Origin of the sequence: Mameliella sp. AT18 (assembly GCF_028807275.1) — a bacterium.
Lineage (GTDB): Bacteria > Pseudomonadota > Alphaproteobacteria > Rhodobacterales > Rhodobacteraceae > Antarctobacter > Antarctobacter albus.
The window spans coordinates 51,816-68,622 of the sequence record NZ_JARAMO010000062.1; the positions used below are offsets into that span (position 1 = coordinate 51,816).

The window sequence follows — 16,807 nt, forward strand, 5'->3', positions numbered from 1 at the left end:
AGCCCGGGACCGGTAATGCCGGCCCCGGGCGCTGCCACCCGCCCGGGCGGGTTCATTCGGCGGGAACCGCCGGTTCCGTCGGAGCGATGGGCGCGTTTGTCTCTGCCTCGGGCGCGGCGGCGCCCAGGGTCGGGTCCATCGCCGTCGGCGCCCCTGCAGGATCAATGGCCGCCGGATCGACCGGCGTCGTGGTCGAACCCGAGCCGTAAGCGATCAGCGCCACGACCCCGAGGCCGACCAACAGGGCGACCAGGATGCCCAGTGCCGACCCACCGGAACGGCGCGAACTGGCAAGGCGATCGTCGATGCGCTCTTCGGGCGAATAGCGGGCTTCGTGTTGTCGCAGGTACGGGTCTGTCGTCTGATGTGTCATCTGGCTTTCCTTTACTCCTGGCGCGCCGGGAGTGGCCGGCGCCTATGTCACAAGATGGGGAAGCTACGCGCCCGGAAAACCCGCCGATCCCGACGAGAAGCCGGATCGGTCAAGGCCCGCCGAAACGGCAGAGTCGCCTCGGCGGGTTCCGGCGGATACAACCCAAGGATGTCACCAGACAGCCGTTTCCCGCCCATGCTGCAGGGCGGCATCGCAGGTTCCCGCCGATGCCTGCCCACTTTACGCGCCCGCGCGGCGGGCCTATAAGGCGCGCAAGATGACGTACCATGTGTTCATCATTCGAATTACATGCCCGGCGCTCTGAGGATACGAGCCGCCGGGACAAGGCGTATGAGACGTCGCGCCGCCCCAACATCCTGACCGACACCAGTGATTCAAAGGACGCCACAAATGTGCGCCGACACGACCGAAACGACAGTGCCCGACTACAAGACCACGCTGTCCCTGCCGAAAACCGATTTCCCCATGCGCGCCGGCCTGCCCAAGCGCGAACCCGACTGGCTGGCCCGCTGGGAAAAGATCGGCGTCTATGACCGCCTGCGCGAGAAAGAGGGCCGACCGGCCTTCACGCTGCACGATGGTCCGCCCTATGCCAACGGCCACCTGCACATCGGCCACGCGCTGAACAAGGTCCTCAAGGATTTCATCGTCCGCTCGCAGCAGATGATGGGCCGCGACGCGCGTTACGTCCCCGGCTGGGACTGTCACGGCTTGCCGATCGAATGGAAGATCGAGCAGAAGTACCGCGAGAAGGGCCAGAACAAGGACGAGGTCGACGTTGTCGACTTTCGCCAGGAATGCCGCAGGTTCGCCGAGGGCTGGATCGACATCCAGCGCGAGGAGTTCAAGCGCCTGGGCGTGACCGGCAACTGGGTCGATCCCTACCTGACGATGAACTTTCACGCCGAGCGGGTGATCGCGGAAGAGTTCCAGAAGTTCCTGATGAACGGGACGCTCTACCAGGGGTCCAAGCCGGTGATGTGGTCGCCGGTGGAAAAGACCGCCCTGGCCGAGGCCGAGGTGGAATACCACGATCACAAGTCGCACACGATCTGGGTGCCGTTCGATGTTGTCTCCGCAGCGGACTTCCCGAATACCGGCGCCTGCATGGACACGGACCTGCTGTCCGCCCGCGTGGTGATCTGGACAACCACCCCCTGGACCATCCCCTCGAACAAGGCAGTCGCCTACAACCCGGCGATCTCCTACGGCCTCTACGAGGTCACGGGCACGCCCGAGGAGTGCTGGGTCAAGGTGGGCGATACCTATCTTCTGGCCGATGCACTGGCCGAAGAGGTGCTGACCAAGGCCCGCCTGTCCGACGGACAATGGACCCGTGTCCGCGATGTGTCCGCTGACGAGCTGGCCGGGCTGACCCTCGCCCACCCCTTCCGGGGCGTCGAGGGCGGCGAGGACTTCTGGGACTACGACGTGCCGATGATCGATGGTGAGCACGTCACCGACGAGGCCGGCACCGGCTTTGTCCACACCGCGCCCAGCCACGGCCAGGAGGACTATGACGCCTTCGTCAAGCGCGGCTGGATGGACCGGATGACCCACAACATCGGCGAAGCGGGCGAGTTCCTGCCCCATGTGCCGCTGTTCAAGGGGCTGGAGGTCATCACCGCCAAGGGCAAGGAAGGCAAGGCCAACACCGCCGTCATCGACAAGCTGGTCGAGGTCGGCGGGCTGATCGCGCGCGGGCGGATGACGCACAGCTATCCGCATTCCTGGCGCTCCAAGGCGCCGGTGATCTACCGCAACACGCCGCAATGGTTCGCCGCCATCGACCGCGAGGTCGGCGACGGTCAGGACACCTATGGCAAGACGATCCGCGAACGCGCCCTGACCAGCATCGACAAGCTGGTCAAATGGACACCGCAGACCGGGCGCAACCGGCTGTACTCCATGATCGAGGCGCGGCCCGACTGGGTCCTGTCGCGCCAGCGCGCCTGGGGCGTCCCGCTGACCTGTTTCGTGAAACGCGCCGCGATGCCGACGGACGCGGATTTCCTGCTGCGCGACGAGGCGGTCAACGCCCGCATCCTCGAGGCCTTCGAGGCCGAGGGCGCGGATGCCTGGTACAAGCCCGGCGCCAAGGAGCGCTTCCTGGGCAATGACTATGACCCCAGCGAATGGGAACAGGTCTTCGACATCCTCGACGTCTGGTTCGACAGTGGATCGACCCATGCCTTCGTGCTGCGCGACCGCCCGGACGGCTCCGAGGACGGTATCGCGGACCTCTACCTCGAAGGCACCGACCAGCACCGCGGCTGGTTCCACTCCTCGATGCTGCAGGCCTGCGGCACGCTGGGCCGCGCGCCCTATCGCGGCGTGCTGACTCACGGCTTTACGCTGGACGAGAAGGGCAACAAGATGTCCAAGTCGCTCGGCAATACCGTGGCGCCCGAGGACGTAACCAAGCAATACGGCGCGGACATCCTGCGGCTCTGGGTGGCACAGGCGGATTACACCGCCGATCTGCGCATCGGTCCGGAGATCCTGAAAGGCACCGCCGACGGCTATCGCCGGTTGCGCAATACCCTGCGCTACATGCTGGGCGCGGTGTCGCATTTCACCGAGGATCAGCGCGTCGACGCCAAGGACATGCCCGAGCTGGAACGCTACATCCTGCACCGTCTTGCGGAACTGGATCACGTGGTGCGCGAAGGCTATGCCGCCTATGACTTCCAGGGTGTCTACCAGCAGCTGTTCAACTTCTGCACGGTGGAACTGTCGGCCTTCTACTTCGACATCCGCAAGGACGCGCTGTATTGCGATGGCGACACCGCACGCCGCCGCGCCGCGCGCACGGTCATGGACCTGCTGTTCCACCGCCTGACCACCTGGCTGGCGCCGATCCTGGTGTTCACGATGGAAGAGGTCTGGCTGGAACGCTTCCCGGGCGACGACAGCTCGATCCACCTGCAGGACATCCCCGAGACGCCCAAGGACTGGCTGGATGAACCGCTGGCGGCCAAGTGGCAGATGGTGCGCCGCGCCCGCCGTGTCGTCACCGCCGCGCTGGAAGTGCAGCGCACTGACAAGGTGATCGGCGCCTCGCTGGAAGCGGCGCCGGTGGTACATGTGAGAGAGCCGGACATGCTGGAGGCGCTGAAATCGGTCGCCTTCGAGGATGTCTGCATCACCTCGGACACCTTCCTGACCGGCGACCCGATGCCGAACGAGGCCTACCGGATGCCCGAGGTCGAAGGCGTCGGCGTGGTCTTTGAAAAAGCCGAAGGCGAAAAGTGCCAGCGGTGCTGGAAGATCCTGCCGGACGTGGGCCACCATGCCCACCCCGCCACCTGCAAACGCTGCAACGCCGCCCTGGACTGATCCCCAGAGCGCATCGAATAGCCTGCAAGGCCCGAAGTCCTGCCGGACTTCGGGCCTTTTTCATGGCCGCCCCGGGCCTTTCCCTCCGGCGTTGCCCGAAAGGTGACGCGGGGTTAGGCTGTCAGAAAAACAGACGAGGGATGCCATGAACCGCCGTTTCTTCCTGTTGGGCGCCGCCGCGCTTGTGCCCGCCTGTGGCATGATGCCGGGGCAGGCCCTGGCGCTTGCCCCCAACTCCACGCTGATCGTCACACGCCATGCCGACCGCGACGGCGAGGACCTGAATGCGCGGGGGCGCGAACGCGCGCGGGCGCTGGTGCAGGCGGTCAAGGATTTCGACATCGACCTGATCTTCAGCCCCGGCATAAAGCGCAACCTCGACACCGCCGCGCCGCTGGCGGGCGCCCGTGGGTTGGCCGTGAACCGCCTGCCACAAGAGGCGCCGACCGCCGGCCTCGTGCAGAGCGGCGCGGGCAAGACGCTGATCTGGATCGGCAACAAGGGCAATATCGCCACGATCTGGGAGGACCTGGGCCTGTCCGAGCCAATGCCCATCGAATACGGCGACCTTCACATCGTTCGGGCGGATGCACAGGGACGGGTGACGATTGAACGCCGCCGCTATGGCCCCAACTGACGCAGAGATCGCCGCTGTTCTGATGGATCTGGCCCGCGCAAGAGGACCGGGCAAGAGCCTGTGCCCGTCAGAGGCAGCAAAGACACCGGCCAGCGACTGGCGCCCGCTGATGCCCCGCGTCCGGCAGGTCGCGGCAACCCTGCCGCTGGTCGCCACCCAGAAAGGGCGCCCGGTCGACCCGACTGGCGCCTTCGGCCCGATCCGGTTGTCTTTGCACCGGGATTGACCCCGGGTCCGAAACCGGCGTTCAGATCAGTCCCCGGTCCCGCCCGATCATCGCGGCATGGGTCCGGTTGCGCGCCTCCAGCTTGCGCGAGAGCGTCTTGACGTGGAGCTTTACCGTGACCTCCTGCAGGTCAAGGTCGCGGGCGATTTCCTTGTTTGACTTGCCTTCGCAGATGCCCTGCAGGACCTGCTGTTCCCTGCGGGTAAGAATGTCATCCTCGCCCTTGCCGCCGGTTTTCAGGAACTCGATCGGGGTGTAGACCTCTCCGGCGGCCATGAAACGGGCCGCCGTCAGCAACGACCGGGCGCTGAGCGTCTTGGGGATGAACCCTTGTGCCCCCGCCTTCAGCGCCGCTGTGGCCACGTCGCGCGTGGCACTGCCGGACAGGATCGCCACCGGGCGCCCCTCGTTCGCGGCGCGCATGCGTTCCAACCCCTCCAGCCCGTTCATGCCAGGCATGTTGTAGTCCAGCAGCACGAGATCGAAACTGCCGCTCGATTTGGCGAGCGAAACCGCATCCTGCAGCGTGGCCACGGTACAGACTTCTTCGACATCCGCACCGTCCAGATAAGCCGCAATCGTGTCCCGCACCAGGTCGTGGTCGTCTGCAACCAGAATTCTCATCTTTCAACTCGTCCCATCTGCGCCGATGGCGGATACACGCACAGTGGCAGTCTAGCCCGCCACGGCGCCTCAGGAACCCTGAAAGATACAGAAAACGCTACCTATTACAAACATCAGTTCCGGTCAGATGACACTTTGACCGGCTTTGGCCCCTTGCGCCCGCCTCTCTGCCCCGTTTTTCTGGAGAGGGCCGTTGGCCAGCCAGGAGATCCGGATGATCCAAGCCACCCACGCCCCGGTCACGCCGAGATGCAGTCGCCCGCCCTCGTCCTCGGGCGGCAGCACCGCGTGACCCAGGGACCCGAACGCACCCCGGGCCGCGATGGGCCCGGCTGGATGTCCAGCCTGCCGAACTGGCTGACGGGGATCGTCATTGTGATGATCGTGGTGTCCATCGCGGTGCTGGTCCTGGACCTGCAACAGCAGACACGCCGGCTGGCCTCGTCGGCAGCAGACAACATGCAGTGGACCCTGGGCCAGGCCGAAGTCGAGCTGATGGCATTGGAAATTTCCGCCCTGCGCGCCGATACGGGCGACGTCTCGCTGAGCGATGTACGTCTGCGCTATGACATCTTCTACAGCCGGGTCGAGACCCTGACCGAAAGCCACAGGTTCGAAACCCTGATGCAGATCGGCGTGATGCCCGAACGGATCGAGGAAATCCGGACGTTTCGCAGCAACTGGCTGCCCTTGATCGACGGGCCGGACGAGGCCCTGAGGGCCGCCTTGCCCGACCTGGCCGAAGATGCGAGGTCGGTGCGCACCACCGTGCGCGACACCACCCTGGCCGGGGTCGAGTTCTTTTCCCAACAGGGCTTTGAACAGCGCGACAGCCTGAGCCGGAGCATGGTGCGCGTCGGCCTACTGACCGTCGCCCTCGTGATCCTCCTGGCGGTTCTGGCGCTGATGCTGTTCCGGCTGGCACGCAAGAGCGACGCCGAGGCCCGGGCCAACCGCGAGACACGCGAGCGGATCGAGACGATCCTGTCCACGTCGCTGGACGCGGTCGTGGTCTCGGATGCCGCCGGGCGCATCCTGGACTACAACGGCGCCGCCGAGCGCATCTTCGGCTATGATCGCAACCAGGCGCTGGGGGCGGACATGGCCGACCTGATCGTACCGGATCATTACCGCGCCGCGCACCGGCGCGGGATGGCCCGGTTCCGCCGTGACGGTGACGCGCGGGTGATCGGCAAGGGGATCGTGCGGCTGGACGCCCGACGCAGCGACGGCACGGTCTTTCCCGTCGACCTTTCCCTGGCCCGGGCGCAAAGTCCCGCCGGCGAAATCTACATCGCCTTCCTGCGCGACATCTCGGACCGGGTCCGCAACGAGGCCGAGCTGAAACGCGCCCGCGACCGCGCCATCGCAGGCGAAAAACAGAAAGCCGAACTGCTGGCCGTCATGAGCCACGAAATGCGGACGCCGCTGAACGGGATGCTGGGCACGCTGGAACTGGTCGATGACCAGTCGCTGGACGCGCGTCACCAACGCTACCTGCGGATCGTGCGCGACTCGGGCCGTATCCTGCTGGGCCATGTGAACGACGTGCTGGACATCTCGCGGCTGGACGCGGGCAAGATGACACTGCGCAAGAGCGGTTTTGACCTGGTTAGACTGCTGGAAGACATCGTCGACAACCAGGGCCAGCACGCCAGCGCCCGGGGAAACCGGCTGATCCTGGTGCCCCCAAACCCCGAATTGCACCGGGTCTACGGCGATCCCGACCGGTTGCGCCAGATCCTGTTGAACCTCGTCGGCAACGCGATCAAGTTCACATGGAACGGGCGGATCACGCTGGAGGCCGACTGCGCCGCCGGGCTGGAGTCGGTCGAACTGCGTGTGACGGACACCGGGATCGGCATCGCCGAAGAGGACATCGACCGGATCTTCGAGGATTTCGTCACCATCGACAGCACCTATGGACGCAGCACCTCGGGCACGGGGCTGGGGCTGGGCATCTCGCTGCGACTGGCCACGGTCCTGGGGGGTGAGCTGGGCGTGGAAAGCGAACCGGGGGACGGCAGCGTTTTCTGGTTGCGGGTGCCGCTGGCCCCGCCGGAAGAGAAACCCATGCCAGAGGTGCCCAGCCCGGAGCCCTGCGAGCGCCCCCCGGCCTGCGATGTGCTGCTGGTCGAGGACAACGAGATCAACCGCCTGGTGGGCCGCGACCTCCTGGAACGCGACGGCCACCGGGTCGAGACAGCCAACAGTGGCGAGGCGGCGCTTTCCGCCCTCGGAACCCGGCGTTTCGACGTGGTGATGATGGATATCTCGATGCCCGGCATGGACGGGATCGACGTGGCGCGCGCCTTGCGGCACAGCGCCGGAATCAACGCGGCAACCCCCGTGGTCGCCACCACCGCCCATGCCCTGCCGCAAGAGGTCGAGGCCTTTCATGCGGCCGGGATGCAGGCGGTGTTGATCAAGCCGTTGACGCTTGACGCGATCCGCACTGTCCTGACCGAGGTCTTGGCAGCAGGTGCAGCGGTCCGCCCTGTCGCGACCCGCCCGCCCGCGCCCGGTGACCAGACCACAGTGATCGACGAGGCTCACCTGGAGGAAATGCGCCAGGACCTCGCCCCGGCGCGACTGCGGCACCTGCACGAAAGATTCCTGTTCGAGATGACCGATTTTCAGCATGCCATGCCCGACCTCGCCAAGGCCGGGATCACCGGGCAGGCTACCCTGGCCGCGGAGGCCCACCGCATGGCCGGGTCTGCCGCGATGATGGGCGCGGCCCGGCTGATGACGCTGCTGCAGGAGATCGAGCAGGCGGCCAAGGCCGGGAACGCAATGGAGCTGGACGGGCGCCAGGCCGATCTGGCCGAATGCTGGCAGACGACGCGCGACGCACTTTCCGCCGTGTTGCGCCCGGTAGAACAGTTGCACTGAGCCCGCTTTACCCCCTGTGCACGCTGCGTTTAAACACGAGGGGCCAGCGCAGCAGGAGAGCCCAATGTCCAACCCGCTTTACGACACGCTCCTTGGTCATCAGACCACGAACAGCTCTGTCTTTCTGCACCTCCCGGACGGTGGGCAGATCAGTTACGCGGGGTTCACCGCACGCGTGGCCCAGTTCTCCGGGGCGCTGCGCGAACTGGGGCTGGAACCCGGCGACCGGCTGGCCTTGCAGGTCGAAAAATGCGCCGACGCGCTGGCGCTGGTCTTTGGCTGCATCCAGGCCGGGATTGTCTTTCTGCCGCTGAACACCGGCTACACCGGGGACGAGATCGCCTATTTCGTCGAGAACTCGGGCGCGCGGGTACTGGTCTGCGACCCGACCGACGCCCGCCTGCTGGGAGAGGTTGCCGCGCGCTGCGGCGCCCATTGCGAGACATTGGGTCCGGATGGGGCCGGCACCCTGGCCGAACGGGCAGACGCAGCCCCCGAAGAGGCCCCCGTCGAACCGCGCGCAAGCGATGACATTGCCGCCTTTCTCTACACCTCGGGTACCACGGGCCGCTCCAAGGGTGCGATGCTGAGCCAGGACAACCTCTTGTCCAACGCTCTGACCCTGGTCGACCTCTGGCGGTTCACCAGGGACGACGTGCTGCTGCACGCGTTGCCGATCTTTCACACCCACGGGTTGTTCGTGGCGACCAACGTGATGCTGGCGGCGGGCGGCGCGATGGTGTTTTTCCCGAAACTGGACACCGACGCGCTGATCGACTGGATGCCCAGGGCGACCAGCCTGATGGGGGTGCCGACCTTCTACACCCGCCTGTTGGACAACCCGCGATTTGGCGTCGAGGTTGCGGGCGACATGCGGCTGTTCATCTCCGGCTCGGCGCCCCTGCTTGCCGAAACGCATCGCCAGTTCGAAGCCCGCACCGGCCACCGCATCCTGGAACGCTACGGCATGACCGAAACCAACATGAGCACCTCGAACCCCTATGACGGTGACAGGCGTGCCGGCACCGTGGGCCTGCCCCTGCCGGGGGTCGAGGCCAAGGTCTGCGACGAGGCCGGCACCGAACTGCCGCGCGGCGAGATCGGCATGCTCGAGGTGCGCGGCCCGAACGTGTTTCAGGGCTACTGGCAGATGCCGGAAAAGACCGCCGCCGAGCTGCGCGAGAACGGCTTTTTCATCACCGGCGACCTCGCCCAGATGAGCGAGGATGGCTATGTCACCATCGTCGGACGCGGCAAGGACCTGATCATCTCGGGCGGGTTCAACATCTACCCCAAGGAGATCGAGGAACTGCTGGACGACCAACCGGGCGTGCTGGAAAGCGCCGTGGTCGGCGTGCCTCATCCGGATTTCGGAGAGACCCCGGTGGCAGTCATCGTTCCTGAGCCCGGCCAGACGCCCGACCTTGACGCCATTGCCGCCGAGGTCACGGCGAAACTGGCCCGGTTCAAGCATCCCCGCCACATGGAGGTCATCGACGCCCTGCCGCGCAACACGATGGGCAAGGTTCAGAAAGCCGCCCTGCGCGAGCGTTTCGCGGGGCTATTCTCAGGTTGAGACGCCCGGCTTGGCCCGCGCCTGTACCGCAAAATCGCAGCGATAGGGTTTCACGTCGAGCAGCGGCGTTCCGGACAGGCAATCCAGCCCGCGCACGGTCAGCCGGGCACCATCGCGTTCGATCAGCCGGACGATGCTGGTGCCGATGGGATTGGGCCGCAGCGGGCTGCGCAGCGAAAAGGTGCCGCGTGTCCGGCCATCGGCTTTGGGGCTTTGGGTGAGCAGGTCGCGCCGGGCCTCATGCAGCCAGTAGAGCAGTTCGATGAACTCGAACTGCTCGATCCCGTCCAGCGCGGGCGCATAGACCGGATCGAGGGTCACGGTACACTCCGGGCCATTTTCGGGGTCGCCTTGCCGAGGGCAATCGGCGCGCACCCTGAAAGGCGTCTCGATCCGGCCGATGAAACGCAAGCCCGCGTCGGTGGCGGGCGGAAACTCGGCAAGGGTTTCTCCGGGGCGCAGCTGGTCGCGATGGATGGATGTGGACATTGTCAAATCCCTGTAGGTCATCGGGGACGGGGTCAGACAAGAACGCGCGGTTCTGCCCTGCCCTGCGCGTCCGTTTCAAAAACAAAGGTGTTCCCTGCCGCCCTGTCCTCATCCGGGCGGCCTTCGGCGGCAGAGGTGACCATCAGCCGGGTGAACTCCGGTCCGCCGAAGGCCGGGCAGGTCGTCTGCGGCGTCGGCAGGTCCAGTGCGCGCAGGAAACGCCCGTCCGGCGCGTAACAGGCGACGCGGCTTGCCTCCCATTGCGCATTCCAGAAGTTGCCCTCGGCATCCGTCACGGCACCGTCGGGGTTCAGCCCCTCGGGCCGGAGGTCCAGCCAGTCCTCCGGGTCGCCCGTGGGCCAGCCCTCGGCATCCAGCGCGACACGGCGGATCACCCCGGTCGGCGTGTCCGTGAAATAGGCCCGCCCGCCATCAGGGGCGAAACAGATCGCGTTGGGAATGCTGATCGGGGCAAAGAGCCTGCGCAGCTCTCCCTTGTACCAGCGATAGATCGCCCCGGCGCCGGTTTCCCCCGCGTAGCCCATCGTCCCGATCCAGAACCCACCCAGCGGATCAGCACGGCCATCGTTGGACCGCGTGACGGGATTGTCGGCCTCGAGATCGCAAAGACGGGTTTCGGTGGCGACGTCGAGATCGAACAGGAACAGGTCCCTCTCGGAGGCGATCAGCAGGCGCTTGGCGTCCACGATACCCGCCGCCGACACTGCCCGGTCGAACTGCCAGTGACGTTCCTGTTGCCCGTCGTGTTCGTACAGCCGGTGACCCAGGATGTCGAACCACAGAAAGCTGTTCCGGTCCGGGTGCCACAGCGCCCCTTCGCCAAGGGTGCAGCGGGTGGCGGAAAGAGTGGCGGGTTGGGGCATCTTCGATCCTTCAGGCGGCGGTGGTGACAACCCCGCCATCGACGGCAAGGCATTGTCCGGTGATCATGGCGCTGGCCTGCGAGGCCAGGAACAGCACGGGTCCGGCAAGATCCGCCGGTTCCAGGTGACGGCCAAGACACTGCTTGGTCAGGAAGTCGTCCAGCGCCTCGGGCGAGGCCCAGAGCCGCAACTGGCGTTCCGTCAGCACCCAGCCCGGCGCCACCGCGTTGACGCGGATGCCGTCGCGGCCGAATTCGCGCGCGTGGCCCCGCGTCATGGCGGTGATCCCGCCGTTGGCTGTGGTATAGGCCGTCATCTCTGCCATGCCCAGCATGTAGCTGATCGAACTGAAATTGACGATGGCGCCGCCGCCCGCCTCCATCATCCCCGGCACTGCGATCTGCGTGGTCAGGAAATAGCTTTTCAGGTTGACCGCGATCAGATCGTCCCATTCGTCGGAACTGATTTCCAGCGTGTCATGGCGGATGTCGTTGGCGGCGTTGTTGACCAGCACGGTAATCGGGCCGTGTTCGCTGGCGGCCTCGGCCATCGCGGCGCGCAGAGCGGGTTCATCCGTGACGTCGCATTGCAGGAACAGCGGTCGGTTGCCGTGCCGTGTTTCCATTCGGTCGCAGAACACAGTCACGTCCGACCGCTGGCAAAAGGCAACCCGGGCCCCCTGTTCAAGAAAAGCCTCGGTCAGCGCGGCCCCGATCCCCGCGCCGCCGCCGGTGATGAAGACCGACGTGCCGCGCAGGTCCGGGAACGCCGCACCCCCTGCAAGTTGTTCGGTCACTGGCTTTCTCCCCTGCAGACATCCCTGTCACTCTCGCCGCGCAGACCGTTCCGCGCAAGAGCCTGTCAAAGGGCTGGAATCATGGCGCGATATCGGGTCTAGTCGGCGCACGACCGGAAAGGAGGGTTCCATGAACTGCGTATTCGTCCAGATCCGATGCCGCCCCGGCACCGCCTATCGCGTGGCCGGCGACATCGCCCTGCGCGAAATCCATTCCGAGCTCTACTCGACCAGCGGCGAGTATGACCTGCTCCTCAAGATCTACATCCCAAAGGAAGAGGACACGGGCAAATTCATCAACGACAACCTGCTGGACATCGACGGGATCGAACGCACGCTGACGACGCTGACGTTCCGCGCGTTCTGACATCTGACAACCGGGAGAATTCCATGAGTCTCAAGACATTGACGATGGGCGGGCTGCTCTGCGCCGCCCTGGCCCTGCCGGCCGCGGCCGAGGTCAAGGTGGGCATGATCACCACGCTGTCCGGCGGTGGCGCAAGCCTGGGCATCGACACGCGCGACGGCTTCATGCTGGCCATCGAACAATCGGGTCGGACCGACATCGAGGTGGTCATCGAAGACGACCAGCGCAAACCCGACGTGGCCGTGCAGCTGGCCGACAAGATGATCCAGTCGGAAAAGGTCGACCTGCTGACCGGCATCGTCTGGTCCAACCTCGCGATGGCGGTGGTGCCCTCGGCCACGGCTCAGGGCAAGTTCTATCTCTCGACCAACGCCGCGCCGGCGCAACTGGCCGGGCGGGGCTGCAATGCCAGGTATTTCTCGGTCTCCTACCAGAACGACAACCTGCACGAGGGCGCGGGCGCCTATGCGACGCAGGCCGGGTTCAAGAACACCTTCATCCTTGCGCCCAACTATCCGGCGGGCCAGGACAGCCTGACCGGCTTCAAGCGCTTCTACGAGGGTGACCTGGCGGGCGAGGTCTATACCAAGCTGGGCCAGACCGACTATGCCGCAGAAATCGCCCAGATCCGGGCCAGCGGCGCGGATTCCGTCTTCTTCTTCCTGCCCGGCGGCATGGGCATCTCCTTCCTCAAGCAATACGCGGACTCGGGCGTGGACCTGCCGCTGGTCGGTCCGGCGTTCAGTTTTGACCAGGGCATCCTGCAGGCGGTGGGCGACGCGGCGCTGGGGGTCAAGAACTCCTCGACCTGGTCCAAGGATCTGGACAACGCCGCCAATGCCGCATTTGTCGAGGCATTCCAGGCGAAATACGACCGCCTTCCGTCGATCTACGCGGCGCAGGGCTATGACACAGCCAACCTGATGCTCTCGGCGCTGGACAAGGCCGATATCTCGGACGAGGCCGGTTTCGGTGCAGCTCTCAAGGCGGCAGAGTTCGACAGCGTGCGGGGTAAATTCTCCTTCGCGGCCAACAACCACCCGATCCAGAACGTCTACGTTCGCGAGGTCATCAAGGAAGGCGACATCTATACCAACAAGATCGTCGCCACCGCGATGGAAGACCGCGCAAACGCCTACGTCGACGACTGCAAGATGTAACACACCTGTACGCCCCGGGGCCGTCCCGGGGCGTCCGACCCAACGACATTCCCCATGACAACCACCCTGATCCTTGAGCAGATCCTGAACGGTCTGCAATCCGGCATCATGCTTTTCCTCATGGCGGCCGGGCTGACGCTGATCTTCGGCGTCATGGGGTTGATCAACCTGGCGCATGGCTCGCTCTACATGGTGGGCGCCTTTTGCGCGGCGGCGGCGGCGGCGGCAACCGGGTCCTTCGCGCTGGGACTGGTGGCCGCGCTGGCGGGCGCGGCGGCAGCCGGCGCATTGATCGAATTGGTGGTGATCCGGCGGCTCTACGATCGCGACCACCTTGACCAGGTGCTGGCCACCTTTGCGCTGATCCTCGTCTTTTCGGAAGGCACCCGCTGGGTCTTTGGCTCATTTCCGCTCTACCTCGACGTGCCGGATGCGCTGTCCGGCCCCGTGACCCTGCCCGGCGGCATCGAGTATCCGCTGTACCGGCTGACGCTGATCCTCGCCGGTCTTGCCGTGGCGGCGGGCCTCTTCTGGCTGATCGCCCGGACCCGGATCGGCGTGCAGATCCGCGCCGGCGAAAACGACCGCGAAATGATCGCCGCGCTGGGTGTCGATATCGACCGGCTCTATACCTTCATCTTTGCGCTCGGAGCGGCGCTGGCGGGACTGGCCGGTGCGCTGGTGGGCGCGATCCAATCGGTGCAGGTGGGCATGGGCGAACCCGTTCTGATCCTGGCCTTTGTCACCATCGTGATTGGCGGTATCGGCTCGATCAAGGGCGCGCTTGTGGGCGCCCTGCTGGTGGGGCTGACGGACACGCTGGGCTCGGTTTTCCTGCCCGAACTCTTCAAGCTGTTCATGGCGCCCGCCGCCGCCACGCAGACCGGCGCCTCGCTCTCCTCGATGGCGATCTACATCCTGATGGCCGTGGTCCTGATCTGGCGCCCGACGGGCCTGTTCGGAGCACGCGCATGACCCGTGAAACCCTGTTCAACCTCGCCGTCCTGGCGGGCCTCGTCGCGCTGCCCCTCTATGCACATCTGGCGGACGAACCCTTTACCATCACGCTGGCCACCCGCGCCGTGATCCTGTCGCTGGCGGCGGTGGGGTTGAACATCGCCCTGGGGGTCGGCGGGCTCGTCAGCCTTGGCCACGCGGTGTTTTTCGGCATCGGGGGCTATGCGATGGGCATTCTCGCCTTTCACGCGCAGAATTACATGCCGCTCTTCGAGGCGCCCTTCCTGATCGAGGGCACCAAGTCCATGCCGGTGATCTGGCTGGTGGCGGTGATCGCCTCGGCGCTGGCGGCGCTGGTCATCGGCCTGCTGTCGCTGCGCACCAGCGGCGTCTATTTCATCATGATCACGCTCGCCTTCGGGCAGATGTTCTACTATTTCGCGATTTCCTGGTCCGCCTACGGCGGCGAGGACGGCATGTCGATCTATGTCCGCAACGGGTTTCCCGGCCTCAACACCTTGATCCCGATCCAGTTTTACGGCCTTTGCCTTGCGGCACTTGTGCTGGCGCTGGGGTTCAACGGTGCGCTGGCGCGCTCGCGCTTCGGCCTTGCGCTGAACGCGGCGCGACAGGTGCCCGACCGGGTGCGCGCCGTGGGTCTGGACCCGTTCCGCCTGCGCCTTATCGCCTTTACGATCTCGGGGGCGATCACCGGGCTGGCGGGTGCGCTGTTCGCGGACCTCAACCGCTTTGTCTCGCCCACCATGTTCAGCTGGCAACTGTCCGGAGAGTTCATCGTCTTCATCATCATCGGCGGCACAGCGCGCCTGTTCGGACCGGTCGTCGGCGCCTGCCTCTTCGTGGTTCTGGAACATTACATCGGCGGTTGGTCCGACTATTGGCACATCTGGTTCGGCCTGCTGTTACTGGTCATCGTTCTGTTCGGACGCGGCGGCGTCATCGGGTTGATCGCCGGAAAGGCGCGGGCGCATGGCTGAGGCGGTCCTGGAAACCAGGGACCTGCGCAAGGCGTTCGGCGCCCTGCAGGCGACGGATGACGTCTCGATCTCGCTGCGCGCCGGAGAGATCCATGCCATCATCGGTCCGAACGGGGCCGGGAAGTCGACGCTGATCGCGCAGATCAGCGGTGCGCTGGCCCCGGATGCCGGGCAGGTGGTGCTGGATGGCCGGGATGTCACCGGCCTGCCGGTGCAGGCCCGCGCCCGCGCCGGGCTGGCAAGAACCTTTCAGATCAGTCAGTTGGCGATGGAGGACACGGTTCTCCAGAACGTCGCGCTGGGGGCGCTTGGCGCGCAGGGCCGCCCCTTTGGCATGTTCCGCCCGGTGCTGCGTGACCGGGCGATCCGGGACCGGGCCGAGGCGGCGCTGGAGCGGGTCGGACTGGCCGGGCAACGGGCGATGCGGGCGGCAGAGCTGTCGCATGGAGAGCGGCGCAAGCTGGAGGTGGCGGTGGCGCTCACGCTGGAACCGCGCGCCTTTGTCATGGACGAGCCGATGGCGGGCCTGGGCACCGAGGGCTCGGCGCAACTGACCGGCTTTCTGGACGGGCTGCGGGCGCAGGCGCCGATCCTGCTGGTGGAGCATGACATGGACGCGGTCTTTGCGCTGGCCGACCGGGTCAGCGTGCTGGTCTATGGCCGCGTGATCGCCAGTGGAACGGTCGGGGAAATCCGCCGCGACAAGGCCGTGCGCGAAGCCTACCTGGGGGACGAGGCATGAGCGCGCTCTTGCAGGTCGAAGGGCTGAAAGCCACCTACGGCGCCAGCCAGGCCCTGTTCGGGGTCGACCTTCAGGTCGCCTCGGGCGAGGTCGTGGCGCTGATGGGGCGCAACGGCATGGGCAAGACGACCACGGTGAAATGCATCTGCCGCCTGCTGCGCGCCGAGGGGGATATTTTTTTTGACGGCAATGACTTGCGCCGCCTTCCCGCGCATCGCGCCGCGCGGCTTGGGATTGGTCTGGTGCCCGAGGGGCGGCGCTGTTTCGCGGACCTGACGGTGCAGGAGAACCTGACCGCCGCCGCCCGTCCCGGCCCCTGGGACATGGGCAAGGTGGGCATGTTGTTTCCGCGCCTGGACGAACGCCGGACACAGGTGGCGCGGTCGCTGTCGGGAGGCGAACAGCAGATGCTGGCGATCGGCCGGGCGCTGATGACGAACCCGCGCCTGCTGATCCTGGACGAGGCGACAGAGGGGCTGGCGCCGCTGATCCGGCAGGAAATCTGGGACGCCATCGGCCAGCTCAAACGAGAGACGGGCATGGCCATTCTGATCATCGACAAGAGCCTGAAGGAACTGACGCAGGTCTCTGACCGGGCGGTGATCCTGAACCGGGGGCGCACGGCCTGGACCGGGGCGCTGGATGGCTTGGACCCGGAACTGGCGCACCGCTACCTGGGCGTCTGACCCCCGTCGCGTTTTGTACGTTTTGTACAAAACGTAC

Annotated in this window: 16 protein-coding genes; 11 read left to right on the top strand and 5 right to left on the bottom strand. The window is 65.9% G+C overall.

Annotation, left to right across the window (positions count from 1 at the left end):
* Positions 1–52: 52 nt before the first annotated feature.
* A complete protein-coding gene (locus PVW46_RS07985; protein WP_069209125.1) occupies positions 53–373 on the bottom strand; it encodes a hypothetical protein in 321 nt (106 codons plus the stop codon).
* Positions 374–784: 411 nt separating this feature from the next.
* On the opposite strand from PVW46_RS07985, the gene ileS reads away from it, so the two are divergent.
* From ileS to PVW46_RS08000, 3 genes are all read left to right on the top strand, one after another.
* Positions 785–3,733 (top strand): isoleucine--tRNA ligase, encoded by a 2,949-nt coding sequence (gene ileS, locus PVW46_RS07990; RefSeq protein WP_069209126.1) that lies wholly within the window; start codon positions 785–787, stop codon positions 3,731–3,733.
* A 145-nt stretch (positions 3,734–3,878) separates the two neighbouring features.
* Positions 3,879–4,370 (top strand): histidine phosphatase family protein, encoded by a 492-nt coding sequence (locus PVW46_RS07995; protein WP_069209127.1) that lies wholly within the window; start codon positions 3,879–3,881, stop codon positions 4,368–4,370.
* On the top strand, positions 4,357–4,596 hold the full coding sequence (locus tag PVW46_RS08000) for a DUF3253 domain-containing protein (protein ID WP_069209128.1): 240 nt from the start codon (positions 4,357–4,359) through the stop codon (positions 4,594–4,596). The genes PVW46_RS07995 and PVW46_RS08000 overlap by 14 nt, the downstream gene beginning before the upstream one ends.
* Before the next feature lie 21 nt (positions 4,597–4,617).
* Here PVW46_RS08000 and PVW46_RS08005 read toward each other — a convergent pair whose 3' ends face one another.
* Positions 4,618–5,220 (bottom strand): response regulator, encoded by a 603-nt coding sequence (locus PVW46_RS08005; protein ID WP_043136561.1) that lies wholly within the window; start codon positions 5,218–5,220, stop codon positions 4,618–4,620.
* Positions 5,221–5,508: 288 nt separating this feature from the next.
* Here PVW46_RS08005 and PVW46_RS08010 point away from each other — a divergent pair, with 288 nt between their 5' ends.
* On the top strand, positions 5,509–8,115 hold the full coding sequence (locus PVW46_RS08010; protein WP_274575517.1) for a PAS domain-containing hybrid sensor histidine kinase/response regulator: 2,607 nt from the start codon (positions 5,509–5,511) through the stop codon (positions 8,113–8,115).
* 64 nt (positions 8,116–8,179) lie between these two features.
* Complete coding sequence (locus PVW46_RS08015) at positions 8,180–9,691, top strand: malonate--CoA ligase (protein ID WP_069209129.1); 1,512 nt, start codon at positions 8,180–8,182, stop codon at positions 9,689–9,691.
* On the opposite strand, the gene tsaA is transcribed toward PVW46_RS08015, so the two are convergent.
* The 3 genes from tsaA to PVW46_RS08030 are packed head-to-tail and all read right to left on the bottom strand — an operon-like array spanning position 9,683 to position 11,860.
* On the bottom strand, positions 9,683–10,180 hold the full coding sequence (gene tsaA / locus PVW46_RS08020) for a tRNA (N6-threonylcarbamoyladenosine(37)-N6)-methyltransferase TrmO (protein ID WP_069209130.1): 498 nt from the start codon (positions 10,178–10,180) through the stop codon (positions 9,683–9,685). The two genes, PVW46_RS08015 and tsaA, sit on opposite strands and share 9 nt — an antisense overlap.
* A gap of 32 nt (positions 10,181–10,212) precedes the next feature.
* Positions 10,213–11,064 (bottom strand): SMP-30/gluconolactonase/LRE family protein, encoded by an 852-nt coding sequence (locus tag PVW46_RS08025; RefSeq protein ID WP_069209131.1) that lies wholly within the window; start codon positions 11,062–11,064, stop codon positions 10,213–10,215.
* Positions 11,065–11,074: 10 nt separating this feature from the next.
* Positions 11,075–11,860 carry an SDR family NAD(P)-dependent oxidoreductase gene (locus PVW46_RS08030; protein WP_069209132.1) on the bottom strand — a complete coding sequence of 262 codons (786 nt, stop codon included), beginning with the start codon at positions 11,858–11,860 and terminating at the stop codon, positions 11,075–11,077.
* Between the two features lie 130 nt (positions 11,861–11,990).
* Between PVW46_RS08030 and PVW46_RS08035 the strand changes: the two genes are divergently transcribed.
* From PVW46_RS08035 to PVW46_RS08060, 6 genes are read left to right on the top strand one after another with little or no spacing between them, the layout of a single operon-like run.
* The gene (locus PVW46_RS08035) at positions 11,991–12,227 is read left to right on the top strand and encodes an Lrp/AsnC ligand binding domain-containing protein (RefSeq protein WP_043136551.1); all 237 of its coding nucleotides are present in this window, start codon (positions 11,991–11,993) and stop codon (positions 12,225–12,227) included.
* A gap of 23 nt (positions 12,228–12,250) precedes the next feature.
* Positions 12,251–13,387 carry an ABC transporter substrate-binding protein gene (locus tag PVW46_RS08040; protein ID WP_083242248.1) on the top strand — a complete coding sequence of 379 codons (1,137 nt, stop codon included), beginning with the start codon at positions 12,251–12,253 and terminating at the stop codon, positions 13,385–13,387.
* 54 nt (positions 13,388–13,441) lie between these two features.
* The gene (locus tag PVW46_RS08045; protein WP_043136545.1) at positions 13,442–14,362 is read left to right on the top strand and encodes a branched-chain amino acid ABC transporter permease; all 921 of its coding nucleotides are present in this window, start codon (positions 13,442–13,444) and stop codon (positions 14,360–14,362) included.
* Positions 14,359–15,342 carry a branched-chain amino acid ABC transporter permease gene (locus PVW46_RS08050; protein WP_043136543.1) on the top strand — a complete coding sequence of 328 codons (984 nt, stop codon included), beginning with the start codon at positions 14,359–14,361 and terminating at the stop codon, positions 15,340–15,342. Before PVW46_RS08045 ends, PVW46_RS08050 begins: the two co-directional genes overlap by 4 nt.
* Positions 15,335–16,084, top strand: coding sequence for an ABC transporter ATP-binding protein (locus PVW46_RS08055; RefSeq protein ID WP_069209134.1), 750 nt, complete (start codon positions 15,335–15,337; stop codon positions 16,082–16,084). The genes PVW46_RS08050 and PVW46_RS08055 overlap by 8 nt, the downstream gene beginning before the upstream one ends.
* Positions 16,081–16,770, top strand: a complete 690-nt coding sequence (locus tag PVW46_RS08060; protein ID WP_069209135.1) for an ABC transporter ATP-binding protein — start codon at positions 16,081–16,083, stop codon at positions 16,768–16,770. The genes PVW46_RS08055 and PVW46_RS08060 overlap by 4 nt, the downstream gene beginning before the upstream one ends.
* The last annotated feature ends 37 nt before the right edge of the window (positions 16,771–16,807 follow it).